General features: G+C 40.1%; 19 protein-coding genes. 6 read left to right on the top strand and 13 right to left on the bottom strand.

Features of this window, described 5'->3' with window-relative positions; all coding sequences use genetic code 11:
• A partial coding sequence (locus ACFVSH_RS10750) for an HTH-type transcriptional regulator Hpr (protein ID WP_387705898.1) occupies nt 1-525 on the top strand: 525 nt, incomplete at its 5' end.
• A gap of 2 nt (nt 526-527) precedes the next feature.
• Here ACFVSH_RS10750 and ACFVSH_RS10745 read toward each other — a convergent pair.
• Entirely contained in the window at nt 528-854 is a 327-nt protein-coding gene (locus tag ACFVSH_RS10745; protein WP_387596434.1) for a DUF1878 family protein, read from the bottom strand.
• A gap of 189 nt (nt 855-1,043) precedes the next feature.
• On the opposite strand from ACFVSH_RS10745, the gene ACFVSH_RS10740 reads away from it, so the two are divergent.
• Entirely contained in the window at nt 1,044-1,628 is a 585-nt protein-coding gene (locus ACFVSH_RS10740; RefSeq protein WP_353618248.1) for a DUF3267 domain-containing protein, read from the top strand.
• 108 nt (nt 1,629-1,736) lie between these two features.
• Entirely contained in the window at nt 1,737-1,919 is a 183-nt protein-coding gene (locus ACFVSH_RS10735) for a hypothetical protein (protein WP_034314696.1), read from the top strand.
• A 111-nt stretch (nt 1,920-2,030) separates the two neighbouring features.
• On the opposite strand, the gene ACFVSH_RS10730 is transcribed toward ACFVSH_RS10735, so the two are convergent.
• Both ACFVSH_RS10730 and ACFVSH_RS10725 read right to left on the bottom strand, forming a co-directional pair.
• Nucleotides 2,031-2,114 (bottom strand): YjcZ family sporulation protein, encoded by an 84-nt coding sequence (locus ACFVSH_RS10730; protein ID WP_034314699.1) that lies wholly within the window; start codon nt 2,112-2,114, stop codon nt 2,031-2,033.
• A 184-nt stretch (nt 2,115-2,298) separates the two neighbouring features.
• Nucleotides 2,299-2,382 carry a YjcZ family sporulation protein gene (locus ACFVSH_RS10725; RefSeq protein WP_141242671.1) on the bottom strand — a complete coding sequence of 28 codons (84 nt, stop codon included), beginning with the start codon at nt 2,380-2,382 and terminating at the stop codon, nt 2,299-2,301.
• 198 nt (nt 2,383-2,580) lie between these two features.
• On the opposite strand from ACFVSH_RS10725, the gene ACFVSH_RS10720 reads away from it, so the two are divergent.
• Nucleotides 2,581-3,447, top strand: coding sequence for a peptidylprolyl isomerase (locus ACFVSH_RS10720; protein ID WP_192203636.1), 867 nt, complete (start codon nt 2,581-2,583; stop codon nt 3,445-3,447).
• Between the two features lie 56 nt (nt 3,448-3,503).
• On the opposite strand, the gene ACFVSH_RS10715 is transcribed toward ACFVSH_RS10720, so the two are convergent.
• The 8 genes from ACFVSH_RS10715 to cysK form a co-directional block, all read right to left on the bottom strand.
• Nucleotides 3,504-3,686: a sporulation YhaL family protein gene (locus tag ACFVSH_RS10715; protein WP_370662518.1), complete on the bottom strand. Its 183-nt coding sequence runs from the start codon at nt 3,684-3,686 to the stop codon at nt 3,504-3,506.
• A 99-nt stretch (nt 3,687-3,785) separates the two neighbouring features.
• Nucleotides 3,786-4,724: a 3'-5' exoribonuclease YhaM gene (gene yhaM, locus ACFVSH_RS10710; RefSeq protein WP_192203634.1), complete on the bottom strand. Its 939-nt coding sequence runs from the start codon at nt 4,722-4,724 to the stop codon at nt 3,786-3,788.
• A 178-nt stretch (nt 4,725-4,902) separates the two neighbouring features.
• On the bottom strand, nt 4,903-5,601 hold the full coding sequence (locus tag ACFVSH_RS10705; protein ID WP_387705897.1) for a (2Fe-2S)-binding protein: 699 nt from the start codon (nt 5,599-5,601) through the stop codon (nt 4,903-4,905).
• Nucleotides 5,594-6,418 (bottom strand): ABC transporter ATP-binding protein, encoded by an 825-nt coding sequence (locus tag ACFVSH_RS10700; RefSeq protein WP_260284553.1) that lies wholly within the window; start codon nt 6,416-6,418, stop codon nt 5,594-5,596. The genes ACFVSH_RS10705 and ACFVSH_RS10700 overlap by 8 nt, the downstream gene beginning before the upstream one ends.
• 320 nt (nt 6,419-6,738) lie before the next feature.
• Nucleotides 6,739-7,146, bottom strand: coding sequence for a hypothetical protein (locus ACFVSH_RS10695; RefSeq protein ID WP_387705895.1), 408 nt, complete (start codon nt 7,144-7,146; stop codon nt 6,739-6,741).
• Nucleotides 7,147-7,177: 31 nt separating this feature from the next.
• The gene (locus ACFVSH_RS10690) at nt 7,178-10,207 is read right to left on the bottom strand and encodes an ATP-binding protein (RefSeq protein ID WP_387705893.1); all 3,030 of its coding nucleotides are present in this window, start codon (nt 10,205-10,207) and stop codon (nt 7,178-7,180) included.
• Between the two features lie 21 nt (nt 10,208-10,228).
• Nucleotides 10,229-11,440 carry a metallophosphoesterase family protein gene (locus ACFVSH_RS10685; RefSeq protein ID WP_387705891.1) on the bottom strand — a complete coding sequence of 404 codons (1,212 nt, stop codon included), beginning with the start codon at nt 11,438-11,440 and terminating at the stop codon, nt 10,229-10,231.
• Nucleotides 11,441-11,618: 178 nt separating this feature from the next.
• Entirely contained in the window at nt 11,619-12,542 is a 924-nt protein-coding gene (gene cysK, locus ACFVSH_RS10680; RefSeq protein ID WP_089364653.1) for a cysteine synthase A, read from the bottom strand.
• A gap of 333 nt (nt 12,543-12,875) precedes the next feature.
• On the opposite strand from cysK, the gene ACFVSH_RS10675 reads away from it, so the two are divergent.
• Nucleotides 12,876-13,064, top strand: a complete 189-nt coding sequence (locus ACFVSH_RS10675) for a YhzD family protein (RefSeq protein ID WP_192203628.1) — start codon at nt 12,876-12,878, stop codon at nt 13,062-13,064.
• A gap of 324 nt (nt 13,065-13,388) precedes the next feature.
• Here the strand turns inward: ACFVSH_RS10675 and ACFVSH_RS10670 are convergent, their stop codons facing one another.
• Both ACFVSH_RS10670 and ACFVSH_RS10665 read right to left on the bottom strand, forming a co-directional pair.
• The gene (locus ACFVSH_RS10670) at nt 13,389-14,186 is read right to left on the bottom strand and encodes an enoyl-CoA hydratase (RefSeq protein ID WP_387705888.1); all 798 of its coding nucleotides are present in this window, start codon (nt 14,184-14,186) and stop codon (nt 13,389-13,391) included.
• A gap of 93 nt (nt 14,187-14,279) precedes the next feature.
• Nucleotides 14,280-15,896: a long-chain fatty acid--CoA ligase gene (locus tag ACFVSH_RS10665; protein ID WP_387705886.1), complete on the bottom strand. Its 1,617-nt coding sequence runs from the start codon at nt 15,894-15,896 to the stop codon at nt 14,280-14,282.
• Between the two features lie 374 nt (nt 15,897-16,270).
• Here ACFVSH_RS10665 and ACFVSH_RS10660 point away from each other — a divergent pair, with 374 nt between their 5' ends.
• Nucleotides 16,271-17,149, top strand: a complete 879-nt coding sequence (locus ACFVSH_RS10660; RefSeq protein ID WP_387705884.1) for a dimethylarginine dimethylaminohydrolase family protein — start codon at nt 16,271-16,273, stop codon at nt 17,147-17,149.
• Nucleotides 17,150-17,156 lie beyond the last annotated feature (7 nt).

Genomic DNA, 17,156 nt, shown 5'->3' with positions numbered 1-17,156 from the left:
GCACAAATAAGCAAATCCTTAAGGAAAACGAATCAAAAAGATTGGCAGCAATGGATCAAGCCCTATGATTTAAATATCAATGAGCATCATATTCTTTGGATTGCCTACCATCTTAATGGCTCTTCCATTTCTGATGTTGCAAAATTTGGGGTCATGCATGTTTCTACGGCATTTAACTTTTCAAAAAAATTAGAGGAACGCGGATACTTAACATTTTCCAAAAAAGAAAATGACAAAAGGAATACGTATATAGAGATCACAGCAGAAGGTGAAAAAATCCTTCTTGATTTAATGGAGACATACGACCCAAGCAAGAACTCTGCTTTCTCAGGTGCACTTCCACTGCGTGAACTTTATGGCAAGTTTCCCGATATGATTGAAATGATGGCCATTATCCGTAATATCTACGGTGAAGATTTCATGCAAATCTTTGAACGGTCCTTCGATAATATTGATCAGGAGTTTACTGACGTGGAGGGTAAAATCACAAAAAAAAAGATAGAGAAAGAAACTGAGCCAGTTTAATCTCATACTCTATCCATTTCCCTCATGAATGATACATATAAACCTTGTGAGAGGCATGCATCAACGCATTCCTTTATGGTTATTTTTGAATTGACATTTCTTTCAAATTGATTAAAAAGCGGTCGAAAGTTCATATACCCTTCCGCTTTTTCTATTTCATAGCGTTTGCTCAAGGTATCACATGTTTCCAATAATTCTTCCGCTTCCTTCATGGTGAAATTTTTTTCCACAAATAGATAGTCCAACTTGGCCTCCGGATTGCGTATCAGGTTTAATAAAAGCCGTTGATGAAAACGGAGTATTTCTATTTCTTCATTTATATTTTTCATACATCACTTATCCCCAATCGATCATTCAATTTATCATAAGAAGGCATATGACCCAATTATTGATTTTTCATACTCAGGAATCCGTCAGATCCCTGGTTCAAAACCTAGCCTTCAACGCCCTTAGCTTGCCCACACACTATCTTAAAGTTAATCCAAGAATTTCATTGCTTTTTCCATCCATTCATCGTAATGTATGTAAGTATATTAAAACAGCTTTGGAGGGCTGATTTCGAAATGAATTCGTGGAAAACAATTGACGTCGCAAAACAATATGGCAGTTGCCGTCTGATCTTTTTTGCAGTTTTTACTATATTGTTGTCTTTTGTTCTGATCTATACATTATTAAGTGTCTTTTTAACTCATGTTATTTTGTATGGCGATCAAACAATGGTATTTTTTAGCCTATTGCTCTTATTATATCCTGTTCACAAACTATTACACTATTTACCTTTACGATTATTATGTAAAAAAGTAAAAACTTCTTGGTCCTTGAAGTGGAACCTTGTGCTTACATGCAAAGTCAATGTACATGTTCCGATTCGAAAGCATCTTTATCTTTTGACCCTTGTGCTGCCTTTCGTCATTATGTCTGTCATATTGATTGGTTGTGCCCTTAGTTTTCCACATTACATTCATTATTTCACTATTTTATTATCCCTGCACACCGGATTATGCGTATCGGATTTTATTTATATAAAAAACCTGATTGGTTCCCCAAGGCATTCTTTTATCGAGGAACATCTCGAAGGATACGATATACTTATTCAAAAGTGATTTCTTATTCATTCATAATGATGTCCAATAAGATTTTTATGTATCTTTTTTCATTATAATTTGGTATCGTATTTATACATGAAGTTTTGCAAGGAGGGATTTTAGGTTTTGATCTCGTTCTGGTTTATTATTTTTGCTATTTTGATCCTTTATAATATTAATAGAATGACAAACTCTTTATGCATTCAAAAGGAAATTGCTGAAGACCGGCAGCCTAAAGTATTCAGGACCATTAATGTATTAATTACTATTATGTTATTATCCTCCTATATTGAAATTTTGTATACGTAGAGATGAGCAACAAATGATGGCCATCATTTGTTACATACATTGGTGATATCCGGGGCATTATCCACATAAAGAAAAAGGGCGAAGCAACAGCTTCGCCTTTTGTTTATGAGTTTATAACCAAGAAGCTCCAATGATGACTAACAGGATGAAAAGAACGACAATTAGAGCAAAGCCTCCACCTATTCCTCCAGACATTGATCTTCCTCCTTTCCATTCTTAAGTAATTGTAATTTCATGCACACCCTTAAAATCCGCCAAAAGGAATCCATTCCTTTCTAAGCTTGATATTCGCTTCGTCTTTATGTTGAGCGGCTACCATATCCTATTCAACTCCATGACAAAAGGAGTGGGCTCTTTCCATTATTAATTATGCTGCCGATTAGAAACAGGCTGATCCTACAATTATTAATAATATGAATAACACCACTAACAAAGCGAATCCTCCGTTAAATCCATTACCCATTTTCCTACCCCCTTTTGTTGTCCTCGATTTATCATATGTAATGGTTTATTATGTGGATAGGCGTTCACCCATTTTCGAAAAAATCTTATTCATACACCAATATATTATTTTTTGTAAAGTAACCAGAATATGTTATAGTTAATTTTGTGGAAATACGAAAAATAGCAAATCAGAAACTTAAAACTAGGAGTTGTTTTTATGAAGAAGTGGGCATTATCGATTGCTGTTACTGCAGGGCTGATCGGACTTACAGCATGCAACAGCGACAAGGAAGCAGTCGTGGAAACTAAAGCGGGGGATATAACTAAAGAGGAATTTTACAATGTAATGAAAGACCGTTATGGTGAAACCGTTCTTCAGGAACTTGTTTATGAAAAAGTTCTCTCTGAAAAATATACAGTAACTGATAAAGAAGTTAAAGCTAAAACGGACGAACTTAAAGAGCAAATGGGTGAAAATTTCGAAACGGCCCTGGCCTCTTCCGGATATAAGAGCGAAGATGATCTTAAACGCGCACTTAAAATCGGCATGCTTCAAGAAAAAGCAGCCGTTGCCGATATAAAAGTTAAAGAAGCTGATGTGAAAAAAGCTTATGAAGACTATAAACCACAAATCAAAGCGAGACATATTCTTGTGAAAGACCAAAAAACAGCCAACGAAGTTAAAGCTAAATTGGACAAAGGCGAAGACTTCGCTAAACTTGCAAAAGAATATTCAACAGACACAGGCACAGCTGAAAAAGGCGGCGAGCTAGGCTGGTTCGGACAAGGTGAAATGGTTCCTGCATTTGAAGAACAAGCTTACAAAATGAAGAAAGATGAAATCAGCAAGCCGATTAAATCCGATTATGGCTACCACATCATCCAACTTCTTGATACAAAAGAAAAGAAACCATACAAAGATATGAAAAAAGATCTTGAATATGATTTGAAAGTCGCTCAAATTGACCAAACTAAAGTTCAGGATATATTGAATTCAGAAGTCAAAAAAGCGGACGTGAAGATTAAAGATAAAGATCTGAAAGATGCCATCACTTCTGGTGACGCAACCAAGGCTGAAAAATAATTGGATAGAAAAAAGCGACAGGCCTTAGGCCTGTCGCTTTTTTCTCATCACTCAAGCTATGCTCCCTGATTTATATCCTTTTTACGCCTCTCACGCTCTTCTTCCATACGTTCAATGTACTTCTGACCTTCCTTCTCAATCCATGCATCATCTATCAGGCGTTCCTGCCTAGCTGTCCAAATTGCCATGACTGCACTGACGATTATTCCAATAAACACGAACCAAATCCAAATTGGCATGTCCATTCCCTCCCAAAAAATCTACTATTCATTTACTAGAGAATATGCGTGAACAAAAAAAATATGCTTCTTTCTCCATCGAGAAAGAAACATATTTCATTAAAATGTTGGTTTATAGAATGAACGATTATCGAGCGCAAAGACTCTTTCCGTAAATTCACCCGGTTTCACTTTTTCTAATGCCCGGTCCATCATATTTATCTTGGCATCCATATTATCAATATAATGCAGCACTTCCGCTTCCCTCACCATTGGCGGTTTTGGACTGCCCCATTCCGCTTTACCATGGTGACTTAATATCAAGTGCTTGAGAATCATGATTTCTTCCGCTTCAATGCCCAATTCCTCTGCAGCTTTGCCGACTTCATTTACCATGATGGTGATATGCCCCAACAAGTTCCCCTCCACTGTATAAACAGTCGAAACAGGTCCAGATAGCTCATGTACCTTTCCAAGGTCATGGAGAATGACTCCGGCATACAATAGATCCTTATTGAGGGAAGGATATAGGGTTGAAATGGCCTTAGCCAGCCCTAGCATCGACACAACGTGATAGGCCAGACCCGACATATACTCATGATGGTTCTTGGTGGCAGCAGGAAACGTCAGGAATTCATTCTGATATTTTTTTATAAGATGCCTAGTCACCCTTTGGATATTCGGGTTCCTCATTTCAAAAATGAATTGAGTGATGGTTTCCATCATTTCTTCCTGACTTATAGGGGCCGTTTGAATTAAATCGGCTTTTGTTACCCCATCAGTGTCTGAAGTAATTCTGATATTACGGATTTTCAATTGGCTGCGTCCTCGATAATTCTGGACTTCCCCTTGAACTTTCACCGTAGCTTCCGCACTGTATGTTTTCTCGTCAGCCTCGGAAACATCCCATAACTTTGCCTCGATCTCCCCGGTTTTATCGCACAAAATCAATGTTAAAAATGGCTTTCCATTACTTGCCACCGCTTTTGTACTCGTTTTAATGTACATATATATATCTACTACTTCACCAATTCCGTAGTGTATGATCCCATTTCCCATGCGACTGCCTCCGTTCAATTAAATATCAACATTATAACATACCAATCTCGTTAGTGCGTTTAGTTTTCGTTAATAAGTGTTAGACAATGGACAAGAAAAAGCCTAAGCTGACCGTCTCTTATCACTCCACAAGAAAACCAGGCTTGACCCCAAGCCTGGCTCTCCAATCAAATCTATTTCAACAGTTATTATTCGGACAATACGCACATTTTTCCTGGCCTTCAATTCGGTAATATAAACAGCATGTCACCCGTTTATAAGGATTCATGGACGCAGGAACACTTTTTTCCCCAATGAACCGTTTAAAGGGCGAATGCGTTTCAATATTCAGCCATACTTCATCTTCAAGCATTATTTCAATGTCCTTTTCAACCCGCATCTTTATATCTGCCTGCTTCAATAACTCACTATACATCCATACCGTATAACTCCAAATATTTTCCCAGAGCACTAGCTTCGATATTTTAGCAGTTCCGGAAAAGAAGCGAATGGCATCGGCACCAAAGCTGCTTAATATGGAATGGAGGGCAGATGTGCTTTCTTTTTCCGTGACATTGCTCCACCTGCAAGTTTTCATCAAAAAACTCGGAAGCCAATGTTCATCTTCTGGATCATCCAAAACTCCAAGTTCCTGAAGTGTGCCTTTCCAGATAAGCCGATGTTTGCTGAACATGTAAAATTGTGCAGTGACAAAAAAAGCATAGCGTCTGAACCACATTGAAATGGCTATCCTTGATGTTTCAGCTCCAGTCCGGGCTTGTGCATACTGAATAAGCTCATCAGCATGATTGAAGGTCTTGGAAACTTTTGCTTCATCTCGAAAGGAAATGCGATATCCCTGCAGCTCTTTTTCAATAGCAGGTGTTAGGTTATGCATGGGCCAGCGCTTTTACCTGACTTCGGGCGTAGCGGCCTTTACCAAATGGGACACACATGGGACTGCCGAAAATCGGATCAAAAGAAATTTGACATTCCATGCAGAATACATGCTGTACCAATTCAGGCGTGATGATATCCTCTGGACGGCCTTGAGCATGTATCGCCCCATCTTTAAGTGCCACCAGATTATCCGCATAACGGCAAGCTAAATTCAAATCATGAAGCACCATCACGATCGTTCGGTTCTCAGACTCATTTAGGTCGAACAATAAGTCCAAAATCTCGATTTGATGGGTCATATCAAGATATGTAGTCGGTTCATCCAATAAAATGACGTCCGTATCCTGAGCCAGCGTCATTGCTATCCATGCCCGTTGCTTCTGGCCTCCCGATAATTCATCGACTGCCTGATCCTTTAAATCGGTCAGGTTCGTCGCTTCAATCGCCTTTTGAACTTTTTCTTCATCTACGGAACTCCACTGTTTCAACCAGCTTTGATAAGGATACCTTCCTTGTTTAACAAGTTGATAGACTGTAAGTCCTTCAGGAGCAACCGGGGATTGTGGAAGAATCGCCATCTTTCTTGCTACATCCTTCGATGACATGGTCGAAATCGCTTTGCCTTCGAGCAAAACTGAGCCGGATTGAGGTTTTAACAATCGGGCAACCGACCTTAGCAGTGTTGATTTCCCACATCCATTAGCACCGATGAATACGGTGATCTCCCCTTTGGGTATTTCTATATTCATATCATTTATAATTAATTTTTCACCATAACCGAGCGATAAAGACTGTGTGTTAATAGCTGGTCGCATTAAAATACTCCCCTTTTAGTCTAATAATACTAGTTTAATGAAAATGATTCTCACTGTCAATCTTTTAAAAAATATAAACCAAAAAATCCATCCATGTCCCATTCCTCTTAAACGATTCATTAAAGTGAATACCCCTTTAAAGATATGAAGTTTCCTTTGGAAACATTAATGTAAAAAAGCACATTATATTAACTTTCCATATCATTTACCACTTTCTGCAGCTTCCGAACTAATCAATAGTCCATTCTCCTCCTCGGTGCAAACCCTATCGGAATTTCCATTTAGCGGAAAACAAAAAAGCCCTCCATATGGAGAGCCTTTTAACCGACCCGCAGGCGATTTGTACAATATTCCAGAGATTCATCCCTAATGAAGGTAAATAAATCCTGAAACGCGAAAGGAATTAATCCTTCTGCAATATTCCATGCATTGACCTCTATTTGATAAAGGATTTCTGATTTTCCTGTAGTGTATAGCTCCTCACTAAGCACAGCAAGGTCGGGATCCAATGCGTGGCCCAACTCATGTGTGAGGATCACCCATGAATATTCCTCAAGCCTTGCAAGCGAGCCTAAGGAGCGTTCACACTGAATTTTGATATCTCTCTCATATAAAGTGATGCTGTGTCCTTTGGCAGAATATTTTCCCCCAACACATCGTTCACCAGGAAACTCCTTTTCGATTATTAGCTCCAAAGAAGAATCATGGAGGCTTACAAACTCATTCATTTTCAATGACTTCACTCTCTTTATTTATAGTTTATAACCCATTATATTTCGGGATGAACAAATCATTCATATCTTCGCGCAATACGGGGCTGTATAGACGAATAACTTGGTTTTCGTCAAAGTACTCCATTATATATCGGTGACAAGTAAAAAATATAATTTGCCGTTTTTCCGAAACCTTTTCCAATAACTTGAGCATCCGTTTTGTCCTTTCCGCATCAAAATTGACGAAACTATCATCAATGATGAGAGGGAATGAATCATTTTCAAAAGTATGATCAGCAAGTGCGAGCCTTAGGGAAACATAAATTTGCTCTGCTGTCCCGCGGCTGACCTCTTCAACCCTGAAACTCAAACCATCACTGCGCTGTACCCAAATGCCTTCTCCCGACTGATCAAGGATGATTTTATGATAGCTTCCATTCGTTAAAAAGGAAAAATGCCGCTCTGCATCAGCGATGACCTTTGGCAGGCGTTCCCTTTTATATCGGTCCAAGGTTTTATTCAATAAGCTTTTGGCTATTGCCAATTTCGCCCATTCCTTCGCCTCTTCGTTAAATGCAGCTTTTTCTTCATAAAAATGATGAAGTAAGTCATCGTAAATCCCTGAAACTTCAAGCTGTTTTATCTTATGCTTCGAATCCGCCTGTTTCTCTAATAAAAGTGATTTCACCTTTACAAAATCCTTACGTTTTTCTTCTAAATTTTCAAATGTATACGTGTTGATCCCCTGTTTTAAGTAAGTTTGGATTTGTTCAGGCAGCATTCTGGATTGCCCAATTTGAATGGTGATCAAATCAAGCTGTTTTTGTAAAGCAATTTTCTTGTCGGACAATGCAGCGTCTTGCCTGAACTCTTCCTCGTCCTTGACCTTCGCTAACTTAAAAAGCATTTCCATTTCTGAATCAAGATAACCTTTTTCCATCGTCAACTGCTCGATTTCGTTCGTCAAATGACTCCGTTCCTGCATCATTTGTATTAGTTGAACGGAGAATTCAACCGCTTTATTCATTTCTCGTTTCAATAGGCCAATCGCTTCCCGCCATGTGGATGGTTCAAGATCAAGGCAGTGTGCAAAATGAAATAAAGCCTTCGATTTACCCTCAAATTCTGCATGCAGAAAATTGTGCATCTTGATGGCTTCATATTTCCTATCAACGGCTTCCTTCCATTTCTCAAGAAGTTCAAATACAGATTCAAGATTGATTTCCATTCCGGGATAAGACAGGCCCCAACCGCTTAAGATACTTCTCACTTCTTTATCCAGTCGGTCCCTGCTAGCTTCCCAAGCAGCATATTCTTGAATGGTCGATTCAAAAGCTTCCTCCCTTTCTTCATATTTAAACATTTCACTTTCAAACCGCCTTTGAAGACGTTGGTCCATTTCAAGCAACCTACCCATCGACTCTCCATCACTCACTCGATTGGTTTCACTGCCAATTGCAGCCCTTTTCCTTTTCACATCATCCAATTGCCTGATATATCCAGACAATGTATCATCACCTTTAAAGAGATGCCTGGAAACCGCAAACAGAACAGCCATGGCTAGAAGTATAATCCCCAACAAAATCTGTTGACTGAAATAACTTCCGATTGCACCTAAGCAAAGAAGTACTATTAAACTGCCATTCATGATAAGTGAACGCTTGCGATTATGCGCTTCCTTCTTCCTCTGTAAAGCCAATTGCTTTTCAAGCTCGAGTATTTGTTCATCAAGGATAAGGGATTGTGCCGCTTCAAATTCGATGTTATTCTGCTTGTTGTATAAGGACTCCAGCTCGATTCTTTTTTCATCTGGCAGTAACTGGGCCTTTATCTCCTTCAAGCGGGATTCTGTAGTTTCCAGACTATCCTTTTGCAGTCCATATTTCTCGTCAAGCTGTTTTTTATCATTTTGGAGTTGATGCTTTTCCCTCTCGGCCCTTTTCACCTTTTCCTTCATGAATGTACTGATATCCAGTTTTCTTATTTCATCATCAGAAACATCCAAGAATAATTCCTGCTTCACCTTTTCAATATTCTTTTCTTCCAACAGCCTTTCGTGTTCCGCTTTTCTTATATCCAGCTCAAGCTTCTCCAGCAATGTTCCTTGATCGATTGCATGTTCAATCTGCTCTTTATGCTCTTTGATGAACGGATTGATTTCGAGTTCCGTTAGTTTCACCTCAAGTTTTTCCATTTTCTCAGTCAATGCCGCAAGTTGGGCTTTCATGGGCATTCCAACTGCCTGAAACTGTTCAAGTCTTTTTAAGCCATCAACAGGAAAACTTACATCCGGAATTTCACTTATTTCTGTTTCAAGTTCCCGCTGTTCTTCAACCAAGGGTTTAATTCGCAAAAAAGTGCTCAAGTTAACAAGGTTTTCTTCAATCTCTTGAATATCTAACGTGACTTTAGAAAGCTCCTCCTTAAGTTTCGCTTCTTCCTGAAGTAATGCCGTATATGACTGCTGCTCTTCTTCCGATGCTTTCACCTTTTTCTGCAATTCCTTAAGTTCTTTCAATCTCACATTCAGTAAAGGTTTTTGCCCTGAAGGCTTGAATCTTAAATCGAGCTCCTTTTGCAATTTCGTTTCGGCTTCAAGAAGTTTATCATTCCCAATGAGCCCAGCTGAAAGCAGATATTTGCTCATGGTCCCTTCACTTAATGTATGTAATCCCTGCAGACCTTGAAGGTCGAAAGAAAAAATGGCCTGGTAATAGTTTTTATCAACGCCATGGAGAATCTCATTCAATTCTTCCTCGCCGCCGACCCTTCCATCCTCGAAGGTCAATTTTACATCACCAGCAGCCTTTCCCTTCACACGCTCAATGACGATTTCCCCATCACTTTTTGTTATGAGACTGAGCCTCCCCCCATATTTAGCATGCATTTTGGGCTCGTAACGCGGTTCGTTTTGAACCTTTGTCGGAAAACCAAACAGCATACTATGAATGAAGGACATGATAGTTGACTTGCCCGATTCATTTTCCCCAAAGAAAACCTGCAGCTGTCCCAATTCAGGAAAACGCTGATTTTCCAGTTTGCCGTAACCATAAACATGGAGGTCTTTAATAATCAAATCCGTTCCTCCTTCCTACATTCATTGATTCGCTTCAAAAACTTGCAAAAGCCATCTTTCCGCTTCATCCAAAAGTTCCCTCTGCTCTTCCGGCCCTATTGAATCAAGAAACCGTCTTGCACCCGGATGAATATAAAGCGGGGCCAGAGCAGCATCCGTTTCATCAAATTCAGATGCAAGCATCGATACCTCAGACATAAAGGGCAATATTCTGTCATTTGACCTAATCATCGGCATGGACTGGCTGACTTTGATTTTATACACCCAGATAAATGGTTCCCCTTGGTCCTCTTCCTGCAAGATCCGGGTCAATTCTTCAAGATAATCCCCGGAAGGGCCTGCTGCGCCCCCTGCATCCAGCTTCAATTCCAAAAGAAAGTTTCTCCCATCGAAACGCTTCTGTTCAATTACTTCCTTGCATTGCTTGAACAGGGCATCAAATCCACCTTCCGCGGATATTTCAATTGTTTCGCTTTCCCATATCACCTCAGAGGTTTCAATAAAAGAGTGACGCTTCATGTTCCCGTCGACTTCGACCAGCAAGCACCCTTTAATGCCGGACTCCTTTCTGTTCCTGCCTTGAATATTTCCTGGGTATATCACTAGCGGATCTTCTGATACTACCTGATGTTTATGAATATGGCCTAATGCCCAATAATCGAAATCTTTAGCAGCTAGTTCCTTCAATGAAAAAGGGGCGTATGGGCTATGTTCGGAATTGCCTTCCAAATTCCCATGAAGCAGACCTATATGATAATCGGCCCCTTCAGCTTTTATGTAGGTTTCGATCATTCTCTCCCTTACGTGACGGCGTGGATAACTGAATCCATAAAGGTGGACAGTCGTCCCATCGATTTTTTCAAACCGTTTCACTTCGGTTTTCCCTGAAAATACGTGGACATTATCCGGCAGCCCCACATTAATCCATGAGCCGCCAAGATGATCATGGTTACCATGAATGATATAAGCAGGGATCTGATGCTGCTGGAGTTTTTCCAATTCTTCTCGAAAGCGGACCTGTGTCCGGAGACTCCGATTTTCCCCATCAAATAGATCCCCCGATAACACGATAAAGTCAACCTGATGTGAAATTGCTTCATTAATGATCGTTTTAAAAGCTTTAAACGGACTGTCCCTTAATTCCTTTAATATAGCTGACGGCATATCCTTCAACCCTGAAAAGGGGCTATCCAAATGGAGATCCGCCGCATGAATGAACTTCAAACCGTTCAAAAGTATCACCTCGATTTCTTTCAACATTTAATTCTAACATAAACAGAACATACTTTCCCATTTATTATTATTTTAATACGGCATCATGGTACCTGGTTATTCCAGTATGGGCAATTTCAACAGGAAAAAGACCGAATGGCGTGAACATTGTTTCATGCATGGCATTCGGTCTTTTTCTTCATTTAAAAATATCCATACTTAAATATCGTTCACCATTATCCGGTGCAATGCATAATACTCGTTTGCCACTTCCAAGGCGACGGGCTTCCTGCAGGGCAGTCCAGACAGAAGCACCTCCTGAAGGTCCAATCAATATACCTTCCTTCGAAGCCAAATCCTTCATGGTGGAAATCGCATCTTCATCTGCCGCTTGAACGATTTCATCAAATACCTCTGTATTTAAAATGTTGGGGATAAAACCAGGGCTCGTACCCACTAATTTATGAGGACCAGGCTTTCCGCCGGAAAGAACTGGGGAACCCTTAGGCTCGACAACGACAACCTTTAACTCCGGCAGATGTTCTTTTAAGGCTTCACCTGTACCGGTTATCGTCCCTCCCGTTCCAGCAGTAGCGACAAACACATCCAGGTTTCCATCCATCTGATCCAGAATCTCGACTGCTGTCGTCACTCTGTGAATATCAGGATTGGCTTGGTTTTCGAATTGCTGCGGAATAAAACTATTCGGAATCTCTGCGGCAAGTTCCTCAGCTTTACGAATGGCTCCAGGCATCCGCTCTGATGCTGGGGTTAGGACAACTTCCGCTCCGTATGCCTTTAAGATATTGATTCTTTCTTTCGACATATTATCCGGCATGACCATAATGGCCCGATACCCCTTTGCAGCGGCATTCATTGCAAGCCCAATTCCTGTATTTCCTGATGTTGGTTCTATGATCGTGGCCCCGGATTGAATGATACCATCCAATTCAGCCTGCCTAATCAAGTTAAAGGCAGCCCGATCTTTTACGCTGCGGCTCGGATTGAAATATTCAAGTTTCACAAATACTTCAGCGTCACCCTCCGCTGTTAAATGATTAATCCTTACAACAGGTGTATCTCCTATCAATTCAGTAATATTATTAACGATTTTTACCGTCATTCAAAAAATCCCCCTTCGATCCATACACTTCCTACCTTTTACTCAGGTTTATTATATCATTTATGATTTTTCATTTTAAGGAGAGAATTCCTCTCGTATAAATAGGTTTTGTTTTCATTGTTTCCAAAGGTAAAGGAAGAAACCATGAAATTAGTTCGATTTAGTTATTTACCATCATTTTTCTAGATATTCAGCTACTTATCAATATTCCCTGTCTTATTACATTCCCTTACATAACAATAGTCAAAGTTGACAGATAATGATAAAATTTTTATAACAGTACCTATCTTTAGATAAAAGACAGCATCATTATTGATAAGGGAGTTTTTGAAAATGAGCAGAATATACAAATTGACCGTTTTTGAACCGTCAGGGGAAAAACTATTGGATGAACCATTTACAGCAGAAAACGATGAACAAGCAAAAGAATTGGGACAAAATCTATTAAAGGAAAAAAACTATCAAGATCGAACACATCGCTGTACATCACCTTCAGGCGCTTTATTGCTTTTTCATCGCTGATTGGAAATGGAAGCGCAATCACTGAAAAATATGATCAAGTTTTCCACACAATCCTTATAAAAAAAAGGCGATCACATATCATGGCCGCCACCCAGACTGTAGATCAACTCAATGAAACTCAAGTTTGCCTACGTTTTTTTTATAGCTTATACCATTTTCTGTTCCAGGCACTCGCTCCAATCAACTTTATTATAAACTTTAGATAGAAACCATACTCGAGGAGTTGAAGGTTTTACTTTGGCTCAGTTGATTCAGGAACATCGTTGATGAATCCCTTTTGTCTACAAACAGAGGCCGTCACTAGAAAGTGACGGCCTTTCCCATTCATTTTCCGATGAAGTTCGGTTTTCTTTTTTCCACGAAAGCCTTTATTCCCTCTTGGTGGTCCGCCGTTTGGCGCATTTTCATCTGAGCAGCTTTTTCAATCTCAAGGATCTTGATTAATAGTGGGCGATTTTTTTCACTAAGGATTTTTTTCGTTTTAACCATGGCCTGAACCGGGCTTTGCAGCCAGGATTGCACTTTCTTCTCTACCGCATGTTCCAAGGTTCCTTCTGCCACTTCATGAATGATGCCCTTTTCTTTTGCTTCAAGAGCTGTAAGCACTTTACCTTCCCAGATCAATTCTTTCGCACCCACTTCACCAAGACGGCGTTCAAGGAAAAAGTGTCCGCCGCCATCAGGGATTAATCCAATTCCGATAAAATTCATCGCAACCTTACTGCCCGAATCGGCAATAAGGTGATCGGTTGCAAGCGCTATACTCAACCCAAGTCCTGCAGCTGCACCATGAATGGCACTGATAGTCAATTTAGGCATGAAGTATAGAGTGGTCACCAATTCACTGATTCCATCCATCAGTTCATCGAAAGCGTTTTCTTTTCCAGGCGAGAGCATCATCTTAATGTCACCACCTGCGGAAAATGCTTTGCCATTCCCTTTTATAATGACGACGTCCACTTCTTCATTCTCACTTACTTCCTTAAGGGCATTTATGAAATCATACAGCATTTTCGGATTTAAGGCATTCATGGCCTCTGGACGGTTCATTGCAACAGTAGCCGTCCTGTCCGAATATGTTATTAAAACAGTACCAGCAGGTGATGTCGATTCAATATTCAATTTATTTCCTCCTCTTTCGTTCTATTACTCTATTATATATTCTTCTACCATTAACGGAATAGGCAGAAAAGTCATAATTAAACAAATATAGTATTATTTATTGATATATTTATCCTGAAGCTGATCACGCAATGCCCTTTTCAAGAACTTCCCAACACCCGTTTTAGGGATTTCATCCAAAAAGACCACTTCATCGGGAAGCCACCATTTTGCAAACTGCGGCATTAAAAATTCAATGATGTCCTCCTGGGACACTTGCCCCTTGTATGCGTCCTTCAAAACAACACAGGCAATCGGCCGTTCCTGCCATTTTTCGTGAGGCACTGCAATCACCGCCGCCTCAAAGATTGCATCATGGGCCATTAATGCATTCTCTATATCTACGGAAGAAATCCACTCACCGCCGCTTTTTATCAAGTCCTTGGTCCGGTCGACGATTTTCACGAATCCTTCTTCATCAATCGTGACAACATCCCCCGTATACAGCCAGCCATCTTTAAACGTATCCTCTGACCGCTCATCCTTAAAATACTCATTCGCTATCCAAGGGCCCCTGATCAGCAATTCGCCCATTTCTTTTCCATCAGGTTTCACTTCGCCACCCTGACCGATCACTTTAATTTCTATCATTGGTGAAACAAGGCCCTGCTTGGCCTTCAACTCATAAAGTTCTTCTTCAGGGAGATCTACCTGATAGCTTTTTGGTTTGGATACAAATACGAGCGGGCTTGTTTCAGTCATTCCATAAGCATGCAGGAATGGTATCCCATACTTTTGTTCAAAGGTTTTAATCATGCTTTTCGGAGCAGCCGACCCTCCGCATAAAACAGCACGAATGCTGCTCGTATCATGGCTGCCTTCTTCTAGCTCCTTCAATAAGCCCAGCCATATCGTCGGAACCCCTGCTGCGATTGTAACCTTCTCTGTTTCTATAAGCTCAGCCAAAATCTTTGGGGTGAAATAAGGTCCCGGCAAAACCATCTTTGTTCCAAACCAAACACTGGCAAAAGGCATGCCCCATGCATTCACATGAAACATGGGCACGACAGGAAGTGCCACATCACGTTCGCTTAATGCTGTAGAATCGGCAAGCCCCAGTGCAATCGCATGCAACAAAATTCCGCGATGTGAATAAACCACACCTTTTGGATTCCCGGTCGTGGCGGAAGTATAACATATTCCGGCAGGTGCATTTTCATCCAAGGTTTGAATGAATGGCTGTTTCGGATTCCCTTCTGCTAATAATTTTTCATAATGATAAATAGGTGAAAGGGTCGTTTCAGGCAGCTCATCTTTATCCGTCATTATGATATAACCTTCCACTGAGGTTAACTCATCTTTAATTGCTTCCAAAAGGGGGATGACATCCGGGTCTATCAATAATAATCGATCCTCCGCACTATTGACGATATAAGATACATGTTGAGGAGACAGACGCATATTGATTGTATGTAGGACAGCACCATGACAAGGAATCGCAAAATAAGCTTCTAAATGCCGATGATGGTTCCAGGCAAGTGTTCCAATACGGTCACCCGTTTGAATACCGAATTTTTCAAGACTACTGGTCAGCCTTCTTGTACGCTCAGTAATCTCAGCGTAAGTAAATGTGTGAATTCCACCATCCGTACGCGAAACTACCTCTTTCTTCGGAAAATATTTTTCAGCTCTCTCAATGATTTGAGTCATGATCAATGGAGTATCCATCATTACAATCTCCCCCTTATATTAAAAGCATGCTCATTATATATTCGACCAGAACAAAAATAATCCTTTTTCCCTAGGTGCCGTTTACGATTATTTTGAATCCGGCTTTATCTAGATGAAATTTTTAAATCAGTTTGACGATTTCGTGAAAGGGAGCGGATTTCCGAAAACAACTGGAATGTATTTTTTAAACAGAACTTCCTTCGAATTGAAAGGCTCTAACCCGTTTATACCGGAATCATTTATTAGGGGCGGTCAGAGAAGTTAGTTTTAACCCATCCAAATTTAGCGTGCAGTTCGATGATATAATTTTATGTTTCTTTCTAGAAAAAAGAGGAAATAGTAAAGATACAATTCTATTTAGAGGGAGCTCATTTATGGTGAACAAAATAAACGAAGAACTGGAAGCTTATTGTGCGAGTGAATATTCAAAGCTATCACGGGTGATCGTCTGTGAACCACGTTATATGGAAATCCGCGAGATCATTAACGAAACTCAAAAAGAGTTTCAAGAAGAAAATATCGATCAGGCACTTGCCATGAAGCAGCACGCCCAATTTATTAAGGCTCTTGAACATGAAGGGATTGAGGTCATAAAACTCCCGCCACAATTTACATATCCAGAACAAGTATTCACGAGGGATATCGGTTTTACTCTTGGCAATACCGTATACGTTGCTGAATTGGCAACAGGTATAAGGCAGGGTGAAGAACAAATATTGAAATCCTGGCTCGAAACGAATGGTATCTCATATTTCAATCTCCTCAAAAATTATATTGAGGGCGGGGATGTCATTATTGACGGAAAGACCATCTATATTGGAATCAGTGAAAGAACGGATGAAACATCCGTCAAGCATCTTCAAACCCTATTACCGGAATACGATGTCATCGCGGTTCCTTTCATTGAAACATTCCTTCATTTAGATTGTGTTTTCAATATCATATCACCGACTGAAGCGCTTATTTTTCCAGAGTCCTTTACAAAAAAAGAGATGGATTTATTAGCTTCACGTTATGACATGATAGAAGTGACTAAAGAAGAACAATTCACATTAGGAACCAACGTGCTTTCTATTGGCAATAAAAGGTTATTCAGTCTACCTTGTAATAAACAGGTAAATAGTCAGCTTCGTGAACGCGGATACGAAGTCATTGAAATCGATATAAGCGAAATCATCAAGTCCGGTGGCTCTTTCCGTTGTTGCACAATGCCACTATTGAGGACAACGAATAAGAAGACTTATTCAGCCTGAGCAGAAT

This window comes from Peribacillus sp. NPDC058002 (genome assembly GCF_042886655.1).
Taxonomy (GTDB): domain Bacteria; phylum Bacillota; class Bacilli; order Bacillales; family DSM-1321; genus Peribacillus; species Peribacillus aracenensis.
The sequence above is the reverse complement of the archived record's forward strand: the minus strand, read 5'-3'. Positions and strand labels throughout refer to the sequence as shown.